The sequence below is a fragment of the Algoriphagus lutimaris genome (genome assembly GCF_017051705.1).
Taxonomy (GTDB): Bacteria; Bacteroidota; Bacteroidia; order Cytophagales; family Cyclobacteriaceae; genus Algoriphagus; species Algoriphagus lutimaris.
The window spans coordinates 1354374-1372168 of the sequence record NZ_JAFIDJ010000002.1 but is presented as its reverse complement, the minus strand read 5'-3'; the positions used below and the strand labels follow the sequence as shown (position 1 = coordinate 1372168).

Sequence of the window (17795 nt, the reverse complement as noted above, 5' to 3'; positions counted from 1 at the left end):
CTCAGCTCTGGGTAAATTGAGTTAATAATTCTTTCACTACTTCCGCATCGTCAAAGTGATGCTTCACACCTTCTATTTCTTGATAATCTTCATGTCCTTTTCCTGCGACTAGAATGATATCTCCCTTATTAGAAAGCATGCACGCCGTTTTAATTGCTTCTTTGCGGTCCTCAATGGTCAATGTCTTCCGTAGTTCCGTGGGACTAACGCCCTCCAACATGTCTTTTAAAATGTCCATTGGCTTTTCAAACCTTGGATTATCTGAAGTCAAAATGGCTTTATCACTTTCCTGAACTGCAATCTTGGCCATGATAGGCCGCTTCGTTTTGTCACGATTTCCTCCACAGCCAACTACCGTAATCAATTGCTCGTTACCTGTGCGAACCCCATTAATGGTTTTCAACACATTATCTAAAGCATCCGGTGTATGCGCATAATCTACAATGGCTGTAATCCCACCTATTGAAATTCTGTCAAACCTTCCTTTCGCTCCTTTAATACCAGACAATTCACGAAGTACTTCTTCTTCATCCTCTCCTAACAACACTGCTGTTCCCATGACACCCAAGAGATTATAAGCATTGAAAGCACCGATCATTCGAAACCAGATCAATTTATTATTGATCTCAAGCTCCAGACCTTCCAGGGTATTGGATATGATTTTGGCTTTGAAATCTGCCGGAGTTTTTAAACCAAAGGTTTGATGAGCGCCCTTGCAGTTTTGAAGCATAACCATCCCTCTTTTATCATCCGCATTGACCAAGGCAAAAGCATCTTTTGGAAGCTCATCAAAGAGCTTCTTCTTTGCTTTGATGTATTCATCAAAAGTTTTATGATAATCCAGATGGTCGTGTGAGATATTGGTAAATACCGCTCCTGCCATTTTTAAACCGGCAATTCTTTCCTGAACGATCGCATGGGAACTTGCCTCCATAAAACAATGGGTACATCCTGCATCCAACATTTGTCGAAGCAATGCTTGAACACTCACCGAATCTGGCGTAGTATGAGTAGCGGGAATAACTTCCGAGTTGATCTTGTTTTCTACTGTAGAAAGTAATCCTACACTATATCCCATTTCCATAAAAAGCTGATGCAGTAAAGTCACCGTGGTGGTTTTCCCATTAGTACCAGTCACTGCTACTACCTTCATTTTTTCGGAAGGATTATCAAAATAATTTGCTGCCATGATCCCCATTGCTTTGGCAGAACTCACTACTTGGATGTAGGCTATCCTATCTTTTAATTGCTCTGGGAGCTTTTCGCAAATGATGACAGTGGCTCCTTTTTCAATGGCAACTTCGATGAAGTCATGACCATCCACTTGGGTCCCTGGTACTGCTACGAAAACTGACCTTTCTACCACTTTCCGGCTATCAAAGACAATGTTCTGAATCCGCATTTCCATATCACCGGTAGTGCTGATCAGAGAAACTTTATACAATATGTCCTTCAATACTTTCATTTAGCCTAATACAAGATTTATCGTGGCATTTTTAATTAATTCCGAACCAGGAGAAATAGATTGTCGCTTCACTACTCCTTTCCCTGAATAATTGACTTTTAACCCTTTATTCTCCAGGATAAAAAGTGCATCTCTTAATGGTAATCCTGACACATCAGGAACCTGAGGCATTTCTGTCTCATTGTTTTCCCATTGGATTTTCTCATTGTTAGAAACCGACCTTACCCATTCTTCTGCATTAGCAAGAGCAGCCTGAACTCCTAATTCTTCAAAAATCTCGTTCAATTCGCCCCCTCTACCTGCTCGAATAAATGGAGTCTTTGAATCAGAATTTTCAGCTTGATAAATCTGATTTTGATTAGAGGGGTTGAGTTCTAAATCCAAGGCATAGATTCGATCGGCAATTTCTTTAAACACTGGAGCAGAAACGTCACCTCCGTAGGCAGCAAAACCTTTTGGACTGTCAATCACCACGATCATCGAATATTTTGGGTTGTCCGCTGGAAAATACCCCGCAAAACTGGTGTAATACTTTTGAGTATATCTGCCATCAATCAGCTTTTGAGCTGTACCGGTTTTTCCAGCAATTTTGTAATCAGCATTGGCAATATTTCGGGCAGTTCCTCTTACAACCACCCCTTCTAAGAGCTCTTGCAAAAGCTTAATAGTCTTCTCCGAAGCGATTTGATCCCGAATAACTTCAGTTTCAAACTCCTCATGAATCGTATTTCCTTTGGCGATAGCCTTCACAATAAAAGGTTTCACCATTTTCCCTCCATTAGCCACTGCATTATATAAAGAGAGGGTATGTAGCGGATTTAATTTGATTTCATAGCCTATGGAAATCCAAGGCAAAGAAGTTCCATACCAATTTTTATCTCCAGGATTTTTGAAATAGGGCCTTCCTTCCCCTACTAGTTGGAATCCTACCGGATCCTTTAAACCTGCCTTTTCTACATAGGCCATGAACTTGGAAGGACTAGAGCCAAAGTTTTCATCCACCAATTTTGAAATGGCCACATTAGAAGATTTTTCAAATGCTTCCCGAATGGTCAAGGTTCCATAACCTCCATACTTCGCATCCCGCATGGTGCGGTCGTAGAACTTATGCGCTCCATTTCCAGTCTCTACTTTATCATTTAAGCTGATTTTATTTTCTTCCAATAAAGCCAACATGGAAAGTAATTTGAAAGTAGAGCCTGGTTCTGTATTTCCTTGGTCCCCTACCGCGAAATTGTAGTTTTCACCATAGCCTACTCCTTTTTTATTCTTCTGAAGATTGGCAATGGCTTTGATTTGGCCGGTCTTTACTTCAATCACAATGACTGACCCGAATTCTGCATCCCGATCTTCCAATTGTCTTCTTAAAGCAGTTTCAGCTACATCTTGAATATTCACATCCAAGGTAGTGATCACATCAAACCCATTTTCAGGCTTGACATCTTCCGCATCAAATACAGGCTTCCAACTTCCACCTGCTAACCTTTGGAATAAAGCCTTTCCATCTTTCCCCTTCAAATACTCATTAAAGGAGTATTCAATTCCTGCTCCATATTCATCTTCATTCAGAAAACCCACTGTTCTACTGGCAAGAGAATTAAATGGCCGGTATCTTTTTTCAACTTTCTCAAATAGCACACCTCCTCCAAGACGACCGCCTCTGAAGATTGGCCAAGTGGACATCATCTGCATGTCCTGATAGCCAATTTGACGTCTATTCAATACCAAATACCTTTTATTGTCCTTTCTGGCATCCGTAATCATTCTCTTGTAGGCAGTTGCAGATTTGTCTTTATAAAAAGCTGAGAGTTTTTGTGACAAAGAGTCAATTTTTGCCTTATAGCGATCCTCTTTCACAATGGTAGGATCAATTGCTACTCTATAAAAAGGTAAACTAGTCGCCATCAAGCTGCCATCACCGGCATAAATATTACCACGTGTCGCAGGAACTTCCCGGTACTTGAAATTGATGGTTTCTGCTTTTTCTCTCCATTTATCTCCCTCCTCCAATTGCAGTTTGGCAATACGGTAAGGTATTGCAGCTGCAACCAGCGCAACAAGGATGAAAACCACCCTCACTCTGAGTAATATGGATCGTTTTATATTCACTTATCTACCTCGATTTTAATCGGTGGTTGATTTAATTCTTCTATTCCTTTTTCTGACACACGTTTGGCTACCTCCGACTGCATGCTACTCAACATGTACTCTGCCTCCAGTGTAGTCACATCAGCTCGAAGGTCTTCTACTTCCTGCTGCACTCTCTCTATTTTTCTCACCATATTTTCAGCACGGTGATTACTCCAGATATAGATCAAAGCCAACAACACCACAAACCCAACAGGAGGCACCAGTTGAACAGGGACTCCTTCCCCGAGCAAGCCGGTAACATTCAACTTCTCCTCTATCCAAGTGAAAATGGTTTTTCTAGGACCATTGCCTCTTTTCGGAGTATTCCCTTTTTTGAGTTTCTTTTTAAATGTGTTCTGACTCATTTCCCTCTCTTTTTAGCAACTCTCAGTTTTGCACTTCTTGCTCTGGGATTTCTAGCAATCTCTTCCTCATCTGCCACGATCGCCCCCCTACTTACTGGGTCCAATGGCCTGAGAAGATTGCCATAAAAATCTTTTTCTACTTCACCCTGAAATTTCCCTTTCTGGATCAGGTTCTTGACCAATCGGTCCTCAAGGCTATGATAGCTCATCACTACCAGCCTACCTTCTGGGTTCAAAAGATCTACCGCATCAAGCAACATCTCTTCCAATGCACCCATTTCATCATTTACTTCTATCCGCAAGGCTTGAAAAACCTGAGCATAGTATTTAAAATCCTTACCCCTTGGAGCATATTTTTTCAAGAAAGCCGTAAAGCCTTCTGTCGTTTCAAATGGCTGAGCAGCTCTCTCAGAAACAATCGCTTGCGCCAAGGTCTTGGCATTTTTCACTTCTCCATAAATGCCAAAAATCTTATGAAGCTTAGATTCCTCATAAGTATTCAATACCTCTTTGGCTGATAAATCAGCGGATTGATTCATTCTCATATCCAAACTCCCACTGAATCGGGTAGAAAATCCCCGACTTGGTTCGTCAATTTGATGAGAACTGATTCCCAAATCAGCGAGAATCCCATCCACCTTCTTAACGCCATGCAACCTCAAATAACGTTTTAGGTCTCGGAAATTTGCTTCCACAAAGGTGAATCGCTCATTTTCAGGAATATTTGCCTTCGCATCTATATCTTGATCGAATCCATATAGATGACCTTGGTCCAAATATTTTAGGATTTCACGCGAATGCCCCCCTCCACCAAACGTAACGTCAACATAAATTCCATTGGGATTAATAGCCAAGCCTTCAGTGCATTGGGCTAGCATCACTGGGATATGGTAAACAGACTCTGTCATAATTATCAGGAGAGGTATTTTTCCATTAATTGAGACAAGTCTGCAGGATCAGAAATGATGTTCTGCAAGTATTTGTCCGGATTCCAAATCTCGATTCTACTCCCCATTCCGACGACTACCACTTCTTTCCCCAACTCACCATAACTCTGGTATATCTTCGGAATCAACAGACGCCCTGAGCTATCCAACTCTACTTCTACGCTGGTAATGAAAAATGAACGCTGTAGCTTTCTTTGTTCAGCATTGTTGATCGAAAGGGATCTTACCTGGCTTTCCAGTTTTTTATACTCATTCATGGGATAAAGAGCTAAACATTTATCCTCCGCCATACGAAGCATTAGCGCAGACCCGTTCGCCTCAGGTATCGCCGCCTTGATTTTGGCAGGCAATACCAGACGCCCTTTGGGATCTAGCTTGCAATCATATTGACTATTGAACATTTCGCTCTTTTTTTCTTGAGTATGTAGTAAAGACAAAAGTAATAAAATGATATACACATTCTACCACTTTGCCCCACTTTTTCCCACTTTATCTTAAAAGTAGCCAAAAGTTTGATCCAAGCCAATATTTAACAAAATATTTCGCTTATTTTTTTGAAGGTATTCAAATGATTAACAGCCCTTTATAAAATTCAAAAAACTACCTTTTCAGACAGTATTGAGGCCTTTTACTACAAAATAGTCCAATTTACTTGAAACATCCTGTGGCAGGAATTTTAAAAGTGGGGCAATTTCCCATAAAAATTCAACTCTCTTCGGAAAAGTGGAAGAAAATCCCATCACTGATTTTTAATTACCCTACTATCCATGTAGACTAAATTGAATTATCCTGATAGATTTGTGGTCGCACTTCTTACCTATGAAAAAAACAATCCTACATTTCCTCCTGTTTTGTCTGCTATTTAGCTGTCAGAAAAGCCCCGAAAAAAACATAAATTTTGAGGGAAATTGGCATGGTTATCTGGACTTAGGCGAAGACCACTTGCCATTTTGGTTCAGCTTAGAAAAATCCGGAGATAATTGGACCGCTTACTTAAAAAATGACAGTGAGAACCTGGCTGTTCCTGATGTAGAAATTAAAGAAGATAGCATCCATATCATCATGAATGCATTTGATTCTGAGGTACATGCCAAAATGATGGAGGATGGCAGCATCCAAGGAAAATATCAAAGAAATTACCAAAAGAACTACCATTCTGGATTTGTGGCTGAACGTAACATCGATACAAGATTTCCTGTATCGGAACCTCCCAAAACAGACTTTTCTGGAAAATGGGAATTTGAATTTATAAGATCAGATAGCAGCACCTATCAGGCACTGGGCATTTTCGAACAAAACGGAAATAAAATCACCGGAACTTTTCTGACCAATGTAGGAGATTATCGTTTTCTGGAAGGCAATGTAAGTGGAGATACTTTTTACCTAAGCGCTTTCGATGGAGGACATGCCTTTTTCTTTACAGGCAAGGCAAACAATTATGGAAAAGTTACAGGAAGGTTCAGGTCTGGCCCCATTTATTTCCAAACCTTTGAAGCAACAAGAAATGAGTCTTTTGAACTACCTGAAAATGACCATTTAACCCAATTGAAAGATGGGTATGAAACCCTCGACTTCAGTTTTCCTAATGCAAATGGAGAGATCGTTTCTCTCAGCGATTCCACTTTTAAAGACAAAATCGTGCTGGTCCAGCTGTTTGGAACCTGGTGTGCCAATTGCATGGATGAAACCAATTTTCTGGCTCCTTGGTACTTGGAAAACAAATCAAAAGGAATTGAAGTAGTTGCCCTGGCTTTTGAAAGCAAACCTGACTTTGAATATGCGTCAGGAAGGTTAAAAAAACATGCAGAAAGGTTTAGGGTTCCTTATCCTCAACTGATCGCAGGTGTCTCAAAAAAAGAAGAAGCGGCCAAATCCCTACCTGCTTTGAAAGAAGTTATTGCCTTTCCTACCCTGATCTATCTTGACAAAAATCACAAGGTTAGAAAGATCCATACTGGGTTTAGTGGACCCGGCACAGGGGATTATTACGCCCAATGGATTGAAAGCCATAAAATTTTGATAGACAAGTTATTATCTGAATAAAAAAGACCTGTTCAGGAAACAGGTCTTTTTTGAAGCATCAACACACAATTACCTTTTCAGGTCATTTTCTTCTAACGTATAATTATTCGTTATCGTCTTTCTTTTTAAGCTCTTCTTGTAGTTTTTTCTGGAATTCTTCGATTTTAGCGGCATTTTCTTTTTGCCATTCTTCCATCTTACGCTGATATTCTTCCATTTTCGGCTGCATTTCTTTCTCCCAAGCCTTCATCTTTTCCTCATAGCCCTTTAGCAAAGGCTCATTCTCTTCCTGCCAAGCTTTCATCTTCGTTTCGAACTCTTGCATTTTGGGCTCATTGGCTTTTTGCCATTCCTCCATCCTCCTTTCAAACTCTAATAATTTTGGTTCATAGGCTTTTTGCCATTCTTCCATTCTTTTTTCAAACTCCTTCATTTTTGGAGCCATACTCTTTTCCCATTCTTTCATTTTGAGCTCATATTCGGCGCCGTTTTCTTCCCATTTAGCAGCCCATTCTTCCGCTCTTTTTGCCATTTCTTTAGCTCGAAGCTCCATATCTTTTTGCCATTTCTCTTTTTCAGCTTGGGTCATTCCTATGGTATCTTTAGTAGAAAAAGCCCAATCCTGACCATTTTTAAATCCAAAGACCATTGGAGCAAATCCCTCTCCAAATTCCAATGGCGGCAAAGGGGCCATCTCAAAATCAGGAACCGGTGCCATTTCGAATTCAAAGTCGGGTACTGGTGCCATTTCAAAATCCATTTGAGGAGCAACTGCAATTTCAAAATCCATCATAGGTGCCATGGCTTCTTTTGGAAATTCAGGCATTGGAGCCAATTCTAGCTCAGGCATATTTTCAATAACTACCTCTTCTCCATTGTATTTGTAGACAAAAGTCCCTTTTTTATCGGTCTTCCAAACCATCGGTTTCCCCTTATGGATAATAGTATCTCCTTGGACCTGGATACGATATACTTTTTTATCCTTTGGGTCAATCACTTCATTTTCTTCATTCACCCAAACTGGAACCCCATCGGTGATTATTACCTTTTCGACTTTTTTATCAAGGGGATCTTTGGTTGCTTCCACAACCTTAGGCACCAACTTTTTATTGGCATTATTAACAACAACTTGAGCGATGGGCTCAACTATATCTGTTTTGGCAGGTACATCCTGCTGTGCACTGGCAATTAAACCGGCACTAAGTATTAATGTGATTAACATAGGGATAGAAATTATAGGGTTTTGCGGATAGGTCTGAGCTGGATAGCCCATGATTCTTTTAATTCTTTGAAGGGTAGGGTTTCGTTTTTTCCCTGCTGCAAGTGCTAATTCAGGGGGATTTTGCTTCGCAAAATTCAACACTTCGGCTAAGCCAAACGCCAATTCTTTGGCGGAAATACCAGCGGAAACAGCCAAATCGTCAGAAGCGTTTTCACGAAGTTCTTTTACTGTTTGGCTCATCCACCAAAAACATGGATGGTAGAAAAACACAACTTCCAGTGAGGATTGAATCAGATTTGCCAAATAATCATTTCTCTTTACATGCGCCAATTCATGGGCAAGGATAGCTTCCAACTGGGAAGGTGATAGTTGAAATAACAATCCTGCGGGGATTAGGATCACTGGCTTCAAAAACCCAAAAGTGATAGGAGACTGGCCTAATTCTGTGATTCGAAGCTGTACTTTTTTACTGACTCCTAGGCTACTCGAAAGTCTTTTTAAGACTTCATTTAAGTTCACATCCTCATTTAGAGTAGAAGATTTTCTAAGCACTCTAATTTCAGAAAGGCTATTCACCAATCTGAACAAGAATAATAAAGCTCCCAAAAACCAGAAATTCACTAATAAAGGAAGTTGAATCTCGATCCAGTGAATTATTCTGGGAACCAAACTTTCTGTACTAAGCGTAGATACCTCATTCATTTGGCTTATTACCATGGCATCCAAAGTCACCTTATCAAAAAGGGAATCCGGAGCTTGAATAGTTAGCTGGTAGAAAAATGTCCCAAGAGCCAAGAGTAAGGTAAACCCAAGACTGCCCATGGCCAGAATGTACTTAAAAGTGGGACTTCGACGAGCAAACAACTTAAGAAGCAACCATAGTGCTCCTCCTATTAATACAAGCTGCCAAATCGAATGAACCAAAGTCCATCCCAAGGCATAAAGCAAGTTATCCGGTATCAAATCGTTTAAAATTGTCATCAGGATTTTTGTTCTAGTTGGTCTAAAAATTCTCTTATTTCATTCAACTCCTCCTTGGAAGGGTTTTCTTGCCCAAGTGCCTGCATGACCAGTTTTTTCGCGGAACCACCAAAGGCAGTTGTCATTAGGTTTTTCAAGAGGGATTTTTGGGTTTCCCCTTGATTGGTAGCAGGTTTATAAATATGCGTTCTGCTTTGCTCATTTCTGGTCAGCATCCCTTTGGCATGCATGATCTGCATGATTTTCAAAGTAGTAGTATATCCCGTCTCCTTGGTCTTAGAAATCTCCTCGTGAATCTGTCTCACACTGGCTTCTTTCTTTTCCCAAAGCAGGGATAAAATCTCTAATTCGGCTTCTGTAGGTTTACTCATGGTTATCTTATACGATATCTTTCGTACCAAAGTTATACGAAGAGAATCGTAATTTCAAAAATTCTACGAAAATAATCGTATTAAAAAGTATTAAAATGTGTTAAAGAACTGATTTCCAACTTACATCTCCGATTTAATATGGAAAATTTTTACTTCCCATAGGAAGGAACTTTCTTGCCCAAACATTAGTTGTATAGACATTGAATTTTTAACTAAAAACCAACTATTATCATGAGTAAGAGCCAAGCATTATTACAACCTATACAAGTGGGCGATTTAAATTTGTCCAATCGGGTATGGATGGCACCCATGACGCGTTCCAGAGCAGCTAATCCCGAAAACAAACCTTTCGAAATTCACGCAAAATACTATAGGCAAAGGGCTTCCGCTGGATTGATTATTACTGAAGGATCCCAGATTTCTAAAAGGGCAGTCGGTTACATCAATACTCCAGGAATTTATTCTCAGGAGCAAATAGAAGGCTGGAAAGAAGTTACCAAAGCTGTTCATGAAGAAAATGGACACATCTTCATCCAATTATGGCATGTGGGGAGAATATCACATCCTGATTTCCATGGCGGTGAGTTACCTCTTGCCCCCTCTGCTATTAATCCCAATGAAAAATCTTATACCCCAGAAGGCTTTAAGGAAACAGTAACTCCTAAAGCAATGAGCTTGGAGGAAATCAAACAGACAATTGAGGACTTTAAAAACGGGGCCAAAAATGCCATAGAAGCAGGATTTGACGGAGTTGAAATTCACTCTTCCAATGGATATTTATTGCATCAATTCTTCAATGCTACCAGCAATGAAAGAACGGATGAATATGGAGGAAGTATTGAAAACCGAGCAAAAATCCTTTTTGAAATCATTGAAGCGATTAAAGAAGTAATGCCGGAAAATAAGATTGGAGTTCGTTTAAACCCTTCTTTAAATGGCGTTTTCGGAATGAAAGCTGACGAAAAAACCATTCCTACTTTTGATTATATCATCAAAAAATTAAACGACTACGATCTGGCTTATTTACACCTATCGGAACCATTTACAGATGTTTCAGGGATTCCTTATTTGGAACCAAACATTGCAAAAAGATATCGACCATTGTACAAGGGTACTTTGGTGATCAACAATTCTTTTGATCAGGAAAAAGGCAATAAAATCATAGAAGAAGGATTGGCTGATGCCGTTGCATTTGGAAAACTATTCATCTCAAACCCAGATCTCCCAGTACGTTTTGAAACCAATGCCCCATTGGAAGATTGGGATCATGACACCTTCTATACTCCAGGGGAAAAAGGATATACAGACTATCCTTTGCTAGAAGAATCGAATGTTGGATAATCACCACCGAGGCCGGAATTTCCGGCCTTTTTTTTACATTTAAATATGTGCTTAGTTGTATTTTCCTGGAAAAATCATCCCGATTACCCCTTAGTTATCCGAGCCAATCGAGATGAATTTTTCATTAGACCAAGCAAAAAGACCCATCTTTGGGAATCTGGATTTTATGCAGGGAAAGATTTGAAAAGTGAAGGCACCTGGATGGGATTTCACCCTAATGGAAGATGGTCCCTATTGACTAATTATCGGGATTTTCATCACCCAAAAAAAGCGCTCATCAGTAGAGGAAAGCTGGTTCAAAATTTTCTAGAAAGTAGTTCCTCACCCCTAGATTATTTAAAAGAAGTCCAAACCAATCAAGAAAAATACGACGGATTCAACTTACTCGTATCGGATGGAAACCACTTGCTTTACTACAGCAATTATGGAGAAGATATTGTGGAGGTGGAACCTGGAATTCATGGATTAAGCAATGGTTTATTGAATGATCCCTGGCCTAAAGTGCAATTGGCAAAAAGTCAGCTCATAGAGCAGTTTGAATCCACTATCAGTGCAAATGCCTTATTAAATATCCTGAACTCAAAAGAGACCTTTCCTCTGGAAAAGTTACCGGATACTGGAGTACCTCCTAAAATGGAGGAAGGACTTTCTGCCCAATTCATCCGATTAAATGATAACTATGGAACTGTTTCCTGCTCTGCATTGGTTTTAGAAAAAACAGGAAATGTAACCTTCAAAGAGAGAAGTTTTGAATGGGATTACCGTAAATTCACCGATGAAACCTATCGTTTCAAAGCTCAAACCTAAAAATTGATGACAACAAAAATTCATGATGTATTGATTGTGGGAGGGGGTCCGATTGGTCTTGCCTGTGGAGTGGAAGCCCAAAAAGCCAATTTGGACTATGTGATACTTGAAAAAGGTGCATTAACCAACTCCATTTTTAATTATCCAATCAATATGACTTTTTTCTCTACTTCTGACCGATTGGAAATGGCAGGAGTACCTTTTATGTCGGTAGGAAATAAGCCTACCAGAACCGAAGCATTAGAGTATTACCGAAGGATCTTCTTTCATTTCAAACTGAATGTTAATTTGTACGAAGGTGTTCAAACCCTAGCGAAGAAAGGAGATATTTTTGAAGTTACGAGCTCAAAAACTACTTACTACACCAAAAAGATAGTACTGGCAACCGGATTTTATGATCTTCCTAATTTGATGAATGTGCCAGGAGAAGATCTCCCAAAAGTTCAACACTATTATAAAGAGCCCTGGCCCTATATCGGAAGAAAAGTCCTCGTCGTTGGTGGAGCCAATTCCGCTGTCGATGCAGCTTTGGAAACCTGGAGAAAAGGAGCGGAAGTGAGTATGGTACTATTGGAAGATGAAGTGGATCAAAATGTGAAATACTGGGTTCGTCCGGATATCATGAACCGAATCAAAGAAGGCTCCATTCGAGCTTTCACCAAATCAAGGGTCAAAGAAATTACAGAACATGAAGTAATCATCACGACACCAGAAGGAGAGGTTACCATTGAAAATGACTTTGTACTGGCAATGACGGGGTACAAGCCCAATTTCGCTTTATTGGATCAATTAGGAGTGGAATTAAGCTTGGACGAAAAACGTCAACCATGCTATGATCAAGCCAATCAGGAATCCAACGTACCAGGAGTTTACTTAGCTGGAGTGGTATGTGGTGGCTTAAACACCCGGGAATTCTTTATAGAAAACAGTGTGGTCCATGCAGAGACTATCATGAAGGATATCAAGGAGAAATTGGAGTGATTTGAAAGCTACTCAATCTTTAATTTCCCCCAATACACCGTAAAATCTTCTGCTTCTGTATTGGGATCTGTTTTTTTCATCCAATGGATCTTGCCATCGACCATGACAAAGGATTCATAATACATCTCTGGAAAATTCACTGGAAAAACGTTTCCTGAATCATCCATAAATACTGTTTTCCTGGATATCTCTTTGAATAATTGATCTCGTTGTTCCTTTGATATTTCTTTAGTCTTATAAAGACTATATAATCTTTCGCTGGGTTTAGTGCTATAGGTGATTAAAAAACCATTTCCGGCTTGAGCTATCCCTTGAATTCGAGCAGGGAAAGGTTCATTTTCTGGATCGCTTACTTGACCTAATCCAATTGCTCCGATTTCAACTCCTTCATTTTCCTCAAATCCCGGCAATGAAATAGCAAGGCTTGAACTAAAAACAGGATTTCCATCATTCCATTGGTAAGTATACAAAACAGGTTCGTTTTGAAATATTAAATACAATCGATCTTCCTCTTCATTGACTACAAATCGAGGGCGAAAATCTTCGAAAGGAAAAACCTTTCCTGACAAAAACTTGGACCCTTCTGGGAAAGGAACAATTAAACGAGTCTCATCTGTTTTTAAGTTGGACAAAATCAGATTTCTTCTCTTTTGAAGAAATTCAGAATTGTAGTCCTCCGCTTGCTCTAGTAAATCAAGAGAATACAACACATATTCTTCTCCATCAATTGACACTACCTCGCTATCGGAAAGAAGGCTTACAGGACCTCCAAAACTTACCTGGTTCTTTACTGGTTTTCCAACCATGGTCACATCTCCATTTTTTTGGAATACACGTTGGCCAGCCATATAATCTACTACCACAATATTTCCTTCTTTAGAAATACTCAATGGCTTGGTCATAGAACCAAAAGCACCTGGCACATCTCCGGATTTACTCCATTCGTAGTCTATTTTTCCATTATCCTTGTTCACCACATAAACCTTGGAATTTAAAAAGTCCTTAAAAATCACATGGTATTGATCTGCTGTTTGAAATAAAAAAAGTTGGGCCAAAACACCATTGACAGTTACTGAATCTTCAACCTCGATAGAGATTTCTTTTGGTTGGTCAGGATCTGATTTTTCGTTACTGGGAGTTTGGCAAGAATAAGCTATGATTAATAAAAAGTAGAGGAAATACTTTTTCATCATTTATAAAATTGGTGTTTCCTTAACAAGATTATCAAAACTAAGAACTTCTGCAACGCCTCAAAGAATATAAATTTCTATCTCTCAACAGAAAATGGCTAACTTTGCATTTCTATGAAAAAGAAACCATTTACAGTTGTCTATGAAGACAACCACCTATTGATCGTCAATAAAGCTGCAGGCATTTTGGTGCAAGGAGATAAGACGGGCGATAAGACGTTGACGGACTACCTCAAAGATTACATTGCCAAAAAATATAATAAACCGGGAGCTGTCTTTCTTCACCCGATCCATAGATTGGACCGCCCTGTCAGTGGCTTGGTAGCATTTGCCAGAACATCCAAAGGATTGGAACGAATGATGGAGTTGTTCCGAAAGCGTGATATCCACAAAGTCTATTGGGCAATAGTCAAAAGAAAGCCTCGTGAAGAACAAGGAAAACTGACCCACTGGTTAGTAAAAGACGAACAGAAAAATTTCGTAACTGCCCATGACCGGGAAGTTCCCGGATCACAAAAAGCAGAGCTCAACTACAAAACTTTGGGCTTTATGAATGACCATTGGCTCTTGGAAGTTCGTCCGGTTTCAGGAAGACCACATCAAATCAGGGTTCAGCTAGCTTCCATGGGATGTCCTATCAGAGGAGATGTTAAATATGGTTTTGCAAAACCTAATCCGGATGCCAGTATCAACCTACATGCATTCAATCTGGTATTTGTCCATCCAGTCAAAAAGGAGAAGCTTTATCTGAGAGCAGCTGTACCTGAGGAAGAATTCTGGGAGCAATTCCTGGAATTTGAAACGGTAAAGACGAAGGACCAACACCTGGACAATACGTTTTCGGGTTAAACTCCCACAGCTCAACCTTTTATTGATAACCTTAAACTTCAGAATCTGCTCGTTTAAGGTTATCTTTTTTTAAGGATTTCCATTTTTTTTGTTCCGTCGAAACTATCTTTATTTCATGAAAAATCTAGTCCTACTATCCTTAGTGCTTCTATTTTTGGCTTCTTGCTCCCCTTCTCCAAAGCCAAAAACAATTTATATCGTCCGACATGCTGAAAAGCAATTAGAAGGAGATGATCCTGAATTGGCACAGGTAGGACAAATCAGAGCACAAAAACTCGCCCAAATTCTTTCCGACAAGAATATAGAACATATCTATAGCACCAATTACATCCGAACTAAAAGCACGGCAAAACCTACAGCAGATCAACAAGAATTAGAAATACAGGTATATGATCCTAGAAACCATGATGAGTTAGTAGAAAAGTTGAAGGCGGACGAAGGGAATATCTTAGTGGTAGGACATAGCAACACGGTAGGACAGATCGCTAATTACTTTGTAGGAGACGCTGAAAAATATAAGGATTTAGAGGACATAGAGTATGATTTTATCTATGTAGTTACTTTGAATGCTAATGGCTCTTCCGTGGAAAGAAAAACCTATAAAGACTATTAAACAATCACGACTTCTATTCCTTTTTCCTCCAACTTCTTTTGGAATAAATCAGGAATTCCCGCATCGGTGATAATTACATCCACGTCTTCTAGTTCGCAAATCTTCCCAAATCCCTTTTTCCCAAACTTCTTGGAGTCTGCCAAAACGATGGTTTTTTGCACATTCCTGATCATTTGAGCATTTAAGTGCGCTTCCATCATATTGGAGGTCGTCAACCCATGCTCCAAACTCACTCCATCCACACTGAGAAATAATTTACTGCAGGCAAAATTCTGAAGCATTTCTTCTGCATAGTGCCCCACCGCAGAACTACTACTTTTTCTTACCACCCCTCCCAATTGCACCAACTCCACTTCCGGAGAATCTATCAATGCCAAGGTGACATTCATCGCCGCAGTAAGGACGGTTAAAGGAAGATTTTTGGGAATTGCTTGAGCAAATGCAACCACCGTAGTTCCAGACCCAATCAAAATCGCTTCATTCTCCACTAAATAATCTAAGGCTTTTTCAGCAATCCTATTCTTCTCCTCTACTTGTTCCAGCTTTTTCACGTTGACAGATCGATCTGAAACATAGGGGGAAACAGGAGTCGCACTACCGTGGGACCTGTATAGTAAGCCTTTATCTTCCAAGACTTTGAGATCCTTCCGGATCGTTACCATGGTTACCTCCATGCTTTTGGATAACTCCGAAACAGACACAAAACCTGCCCTGTTCAATTCATCTAAAATGTACTTATGTCGCTCTGCGATGGTCATTGACTTTCTTTTATGACTTAAAATTAATGAAAACAATAGGAAAGAATAGCATTTCATTAAATTATTACTTTCTTTTTATTTCTTTTTGTTTCTTTTTTCTTACTTTTAAATCGATTTAGTAAGAAATGAATAGAGAAGAAAACATAAAGCAAGTCCAAGACTCTTCAAAAGTCTGGGATATTGCCGTGATTGGTGGAGGGTCCTCAGGATTGGGAGTTGCATTGGATGCCATATCCAGAGGGATGTCTGTCGTATTACTGGAGAAAGCTGATTTTGCCAAAGGCACATCCAGCCGAAGCACCAAACTGGTTCATGGCGGCGTTCGCTATTTAGCGCAAGGTGATGTAATGCTGGTATTGGAAGCATTGAAAGAAAGAGGAAAGTTGCTTAAAAATGCCCCTCACCTTGCGCATGACCAGCCCTTTATTATCCCTATTTACACTTGGTTTGACCGTATTCAATACAGCGTAGGTTTAAAACTTTATGATTGGATGTCAGGCCGGTTGAGTCTTGGGAAATCCACTTTCATCTCTAAAAAAGAAACTATAAAAAGATTGCCTGCAGTCCTTCAAAAAGGATTAATGGGGGGAGTTGTTTATCACGATGGTCAATTTGACGATGCCCGTCTGGCCCTGGATATTGCGCAAACCGCAGACGAGGCCGGAGCCTGCATTTTGAATTATACCAAAGTCAATAACTTAGAAAAAGATCAATCTGGAAAAATTACCGGGTTGAAAATTCAAGATCTTCTAACGAAGAAAAAGTATACCCTTCAAGCTAAAATGGTGGTGAATGCCACAGGAGTTTTCGCTGATAAAATCCTACAAATGGATAATCCTAAAGCTCCAAAGATGATCCAACCAAGTCAAGGGATTCACTTGGTTATGGACTTGGATTTTTTAGGAGGTTCTGACGCATTAATGATCCCTAAAACCAGAGATGGAAGGGTATTATTTGCGGTTCCATGGCATGGAAAACTCGTTGTAGGAACCACAGATACACTTCGTGAAAAACCAAAATTAGAGCCAGAAGCCTTACAAAAAGAAATTGACTTTGTATTGGAAACGGCCGGAGGTTATTTGACAAGAAAACCAACCAGAGCAGACATAAAAGCTGTTTTTGCAGGATTGAGACCTCTAGCCAGACCCCAGGAGGGCAGTACCAAAACCAAAGAAATCTCCAGATCCCATAAAGTGATTGTTTCAGAAAGTGGGCTGGTAACCTTGACTGGAGGTAAATGGACTACTTTTCGAAAAATGGGAGAAGACACGGTGGATCATTTCCAAGAAGTGACTGGAGCGAAGCCTGGAGCTAGCACGTCTCTGGATATGAAAATCCATGGATACTCTGAAAAGCTACAAGAAGGCCACTGGCAACTATACGGATCAGATGCAACCGCTATTCAAGCATTAGCAATAGAGGAACCCAAACTTGCCGAGAAACTCCATCCTGACTTTCCAAATATTGCCGCTGAAGTAATTTGGGCAGTAAGAAATGAAATGGCTGTCAAAGTTGAGGACATCCTATCAAGAAGAATTCGTATTTTGATCCTTGATGCTCAAGCAGCCATCGATACAGCAGAAAAAGTAGCTCACTTGATGGCTATTGAACTTGATAAAGACCAGGACTGGATTTCTCAAGAAATTCAGGATTTCAATAAAGTGGCAGAAAAGTATTTAATTAGAAAGTAGCATCACCGAATGAGATTTTGTTAACCATCAGCTGTCTTGAAAATTATTGGCAGCCAATTTTA

Annotated in this window: 16 protein-coding genes; 7 read left to right on the top strand and 9 right to left on the bottom strand. The window is 39.9% G+C overall.

What is annotated here, in order from left to right; all coding sequences use genetic code 11:
• Position 1 precedes the first annotated feature (1 nt).
• Genes JYB62_RS16515 through mraZ form a run of 5 tightly spaced genes read right to left on the bottom strand, consistent with a single transcriptional unit; the run spans position 2 to position 5308 of the window.
• On the bottom strand, positions 2-1465 hold the full coding sequence (locus JYB62_RS16515) for a UDP-N-acetylmuramoyl-L-alanyl-D-glutamate--2,6-diaminopimelate ligase (RefSeq protein ID WP_205646495.1): 1464 nt from the start codon (positions 1463-1465) through the stop codon (positions 2-4).
• On the bottom strand, positions 1466-3574 hold the full coding sequence (locus JYB62_RS16510) for a penicillin-binding protein (RefSeq protein WP_205646494.1): 2109 nt from the start codon (positions 3572-3574) through the stop codon (positions 1466-1468). It abuts the gene before it with no gap.
• The gene (locus tag JYB62_RS16505; protein WP_205646493.1) at positions 3571-3960 is read right to left on the bottom strand and encodes an FtsL-like putative cell division protein; all 390 of its coding nucleotides are present in this window, start codon (positions 3958-3960) and stop codon (positions 3571-3573) included. The genes JYB62_RS16510 and JYB62_RS16505 overlap by 4 nt, the downstream gene beginning before the upstream one ends.
• A complete protein-coding gene (rsmH, locus tag JYB62_RS16500; protein WP_205646492.1) occupies positions 3957-4868 on the bottom strand; it encodes a 16S rRNA (cytosine(1402)-N(4))-methyltransferase RsmH in 912 nt (303 codons plus the stop codon). The genes JYB62_RS16505 and rsmH overlap by 4 nt, the downstream gene beginning before the upstream one ends.
• 5 nt (positions 4869-4873) lie before the next feature.
• Positions 4874-5308, bottom strand: coding sequence for a division/cell wall cluster transcriptional repressor MraZ (gene mraZ, locus JYB62_RS16495; protein ID WP_205646491.1), 435 nt, complete (start codon positions 5306-5308; stop codon positions 4874-4876).
• A gap of 418 nt (positions 5309-5726) precedes the next feature.
• Here mraZ and JYB62_RS16490 point away from each other — a divergent pair, with 418 nt between their 5' ends.
• On the top strand, positions 5727-6950 hold the full coding sequence (locus JYB62_RS16490; RefSeq protein WP_205646490.1) for a peroxiredoxin family protein: 1224 nt from the start codon (positions 5727-5729) through the stop codon (positions 6948-6950).
• A gap of 82 nt (positions 6951-7032) precedes the next feature.
• Here the strand turns inward: JYB62_RS16490 and JYB62_RS16485 are convergent, their stop codons facing one another.
• Positions 7033-9132: a M56 family metallopeptidase gene (locus JYB62_RS16485; protein ID WP_205646489.1), complete on the bottom strand. Its 2100-nt coding sequence runs from the start codon at positions 9130-9132 to the stop codon at positions 7033-7035.
• Positions 9132-9503, bottom strand: coding sequence for a BlaI/MecI/CopY family transcriptional regulator (locus JYB62_RS16480; protein WP_205646488.1), 372 nt, complete (start codon positions 9501-9503; stop codon positions 9132-9134). Before JYB62_RS16480 ends, JYB62_RS16485 begins: the two co-directional genes overlap by 1 nt.
• A gap of 231 nt (positions 9504-9734) precedes the next feature.
• On the opposite strand from JYB62_RS16480, the gene JYB62_RS16475 reads away from it, so the two are divergent.
• From JYB62_RS16475 to JYB62_RS16465, 3 genes are read left to right on the top strand one after another with little or no spacing between them, the layout of a single operon-like run.
• Complete coding sequence (locus JYB62_RS16475; RefSeq protein ID WP_205646487.1) at positions 9735-10844, top strand: alkene reductase; 1110 nt, start codon at positions 9735-9737, stop codon at positions 10842-10844.
• Positions 10845-10889: 45 nt separating this feature from the next.
• Positions 10890-11651 (top strand): NRDE family protein, encoded by a 762-nt coding sequence (locus tag JYB62_RS16470; RefSeq protein ID WP_205646486.1) that lies wholly within the window; start codon positions 10890-10892, stop codon positions 11649-11651.
• Between the two features lie 6 nt (positions 11652-11657).
• On the top strand, positions 11658-12632 hold the full coding sequence (locus JYB62_RS16465) for a YpdA family putative bacillithiol disulfide reductase (RefSeq protein WP_205646485.1): 975 nt from the start codon (positions 11658-11660) through the stop codon (positions 12630-12632).
• An 8-nt stretch (positions 12633-12640) separates the two neighbouring features.
• Here JYB62_RS16465 and JYB62_RS16460 read toward each other — a convergent pair whose 3' ends face one another.
• On the bottom strand, positions 12641-13822 hold the full coding sequence (locus tag JYB62_RS16460; RefSeq protein ID WP_205646484.1) for an NHL repeat-containing protein: 1182 nt from the start codon (positions 13820-13822) through the stop codon (positions 12641-12643).
• 114 nt (positions 13823-13936) lie between these two features.
• Between JYB62_RS16460 and JYB62_RS16455 the strand changes: the two genes are divergently transcribed.
• Both JYB62_RS16455 and JYB62_RS16450 read left to right on the top strand, forming a co-directional pair.
• Positions 13937-14671 carry an RluA family pseudouridine synthase gene (locus JYB62_RS16455; protein WP_074226784.1) on the top strand — a complete coding sequence of 245 codons (735 nt, stop codon included), beginning with the start codon at positions 13937-13939 and terminating at the stop codon, positions 14669-14671.
• Between the two features lie 115 nt (positions 14672-14786).
• Positions 14787-15284, top strand: coding sequence for a SixA phosphatase family protein (locus JYB62_RS16450; protein ID WP_205646483.1), 498 nt, complete (start codon positions 14787-14789; stop codon positions 15282-15284).
• On the opposite strand, the gene JYB62_RS16445 is transcribed toward JYB62_RS16450, so the two are convergent.
• Positions 15281-16042 (bottom strand): DeoR/GlpR family DNA-binding transcription regulator, encoded by a 762-nt coding sequence (locus JYB62_RS16445; RefSeq protein ID WP_205646482.1) that lies wholly within the window; start codon positions 16040-16042, stop codon positions 15281-15283. The two genes, JYB62_RS16450 and JYB62_RS16445, sit on opposite strands and share 4 nt — an antisense overlap.
• Before the next feature lie 125 nt (positions 16043-16167).
• On the opposite strand from JYB62_RS16445, the gene JYB62_RS16440 reads away from it, so the two are divergent.
• Positions 16168-17733 (top strand): glycerol-3-phosphate dehydrogenase/oxidase, encoded by a 1566-nt coding sequence (locus JYB62_RS16440; RefSeq protein WP_205646481.1) that lies wholly within the window; start codon positions 16168-16170, stop codon positions 17731-17733.
• Positions 17734-17795 lie beyond the last annotated feature (62 nt).

Excerpts from the sequence above, each read along its gene's own strand:
- JYB62_RS16460 (WP_205646484.1), bottom strand. The coding sequence starts at position 13,822 with ATGAAAAAGTATTTCCTCTACTTTTTATTAATCATAGCTTATTCTTGC.
- JYB62_RS16505 (WP_205646493.1), bottom strand. The coding sequence starts at position 3,960 with ATGAGTCAGAACACATTTAAAAAGAAACTCAAAAAAGGGAATACTCCG.
- JYB62_RS16450 (WP_205646483.1), top strand. The coding sequence starts at position 14,787 with ATGAAAAATCTAGTCCTACTATCCTTAGTGCTTCTATTTTTGGCTTCT.
- JYB62_RS16485 (WP_205646489.1), bottom strand. The coding sequence starts at position 9,132 with ATGACAATTTTAAACGATTTGATACCGGATAACTTGCTTTATGCCTTG.
- JYB62_RS16445 (WP_205646482.1), bottom strand. The coding sequence starts at position 16,042 with ATGACCATCGCAGAGCGACATAAGTACATTTTAGATGAATTGAACAGG.
- JYB62_RS16515 (WP_205646495.1), bottom strand. The coding sequence starts at position 1,465 with ATGAAAGTATTGAAGGACATATTGTATAAAGTTTCTCTGATCAGCACT.
- JYB62_RS16475 (WP_205646487.1), top strand. The coding sequence starts at position 9,735 with ATGAGTAAGAGCCAAGCATTATTACAACCTATACAAGTGGGCGATTTA.
- JYB62_RS16470 (WP_205646486.1), top strand. The coding sequence starts at position 10,890 with ATGTGCTTAGTTGTATTTTCCTGGAAAAATCATCCCGATTACCCCTTA.
- rsmH (WP_205646492.1), bottom strand. The coding sequence starts at position 4,868 with ATGACAGAGTCTGTTTACCATATCCCAGTGATGCTAGCCCAATGCACT.
- JYB62_RS16490 (WP_205646490.1), top strand. The coding sequence starts at position 5,727 with ATGAAAAAAACAATCCTACATTTCCTCCTGTTTTGTCTGCTATTTAGC.
- JYB62_RS16480 (WP_205646488.1), bottom strand. The coding sequence starts at position 9,503 with ATGAGTAAACCTACAGAAGCCGAATTAGAGATTTTATCCCTGCTTTGG.
- JYB62_RS16440 (WP_205646481.1), top strand. The coding sequence starts at position 16,168 with ATGAATAGAGAAGAAAACATAAAGCAAGTCCAAGACTCTTCAAAAGTC.
- JYB62_RS16455 (WP_074226784.1), top strand. The coding sequence starts at position 13,937 with ATGAAAAAGAAACCATTTACAGTTGTCTATGAAGACAACCACCTATTG.
- mraZ (WP_205646491.1), bottom strand. The coding sequence starts at position 5,308 with ATGTTCAATAGTCAATATGATTGCAAGCTAGATCCCAAAGGGCGTCTG.
- JYB62_RS16465 (WP_205646485.1), top strand. The coding sequence starts at position 11,658 with ATGACAACAAAAATTCATGATGTATTGATTGTGGGAGGGGGTCCGATT.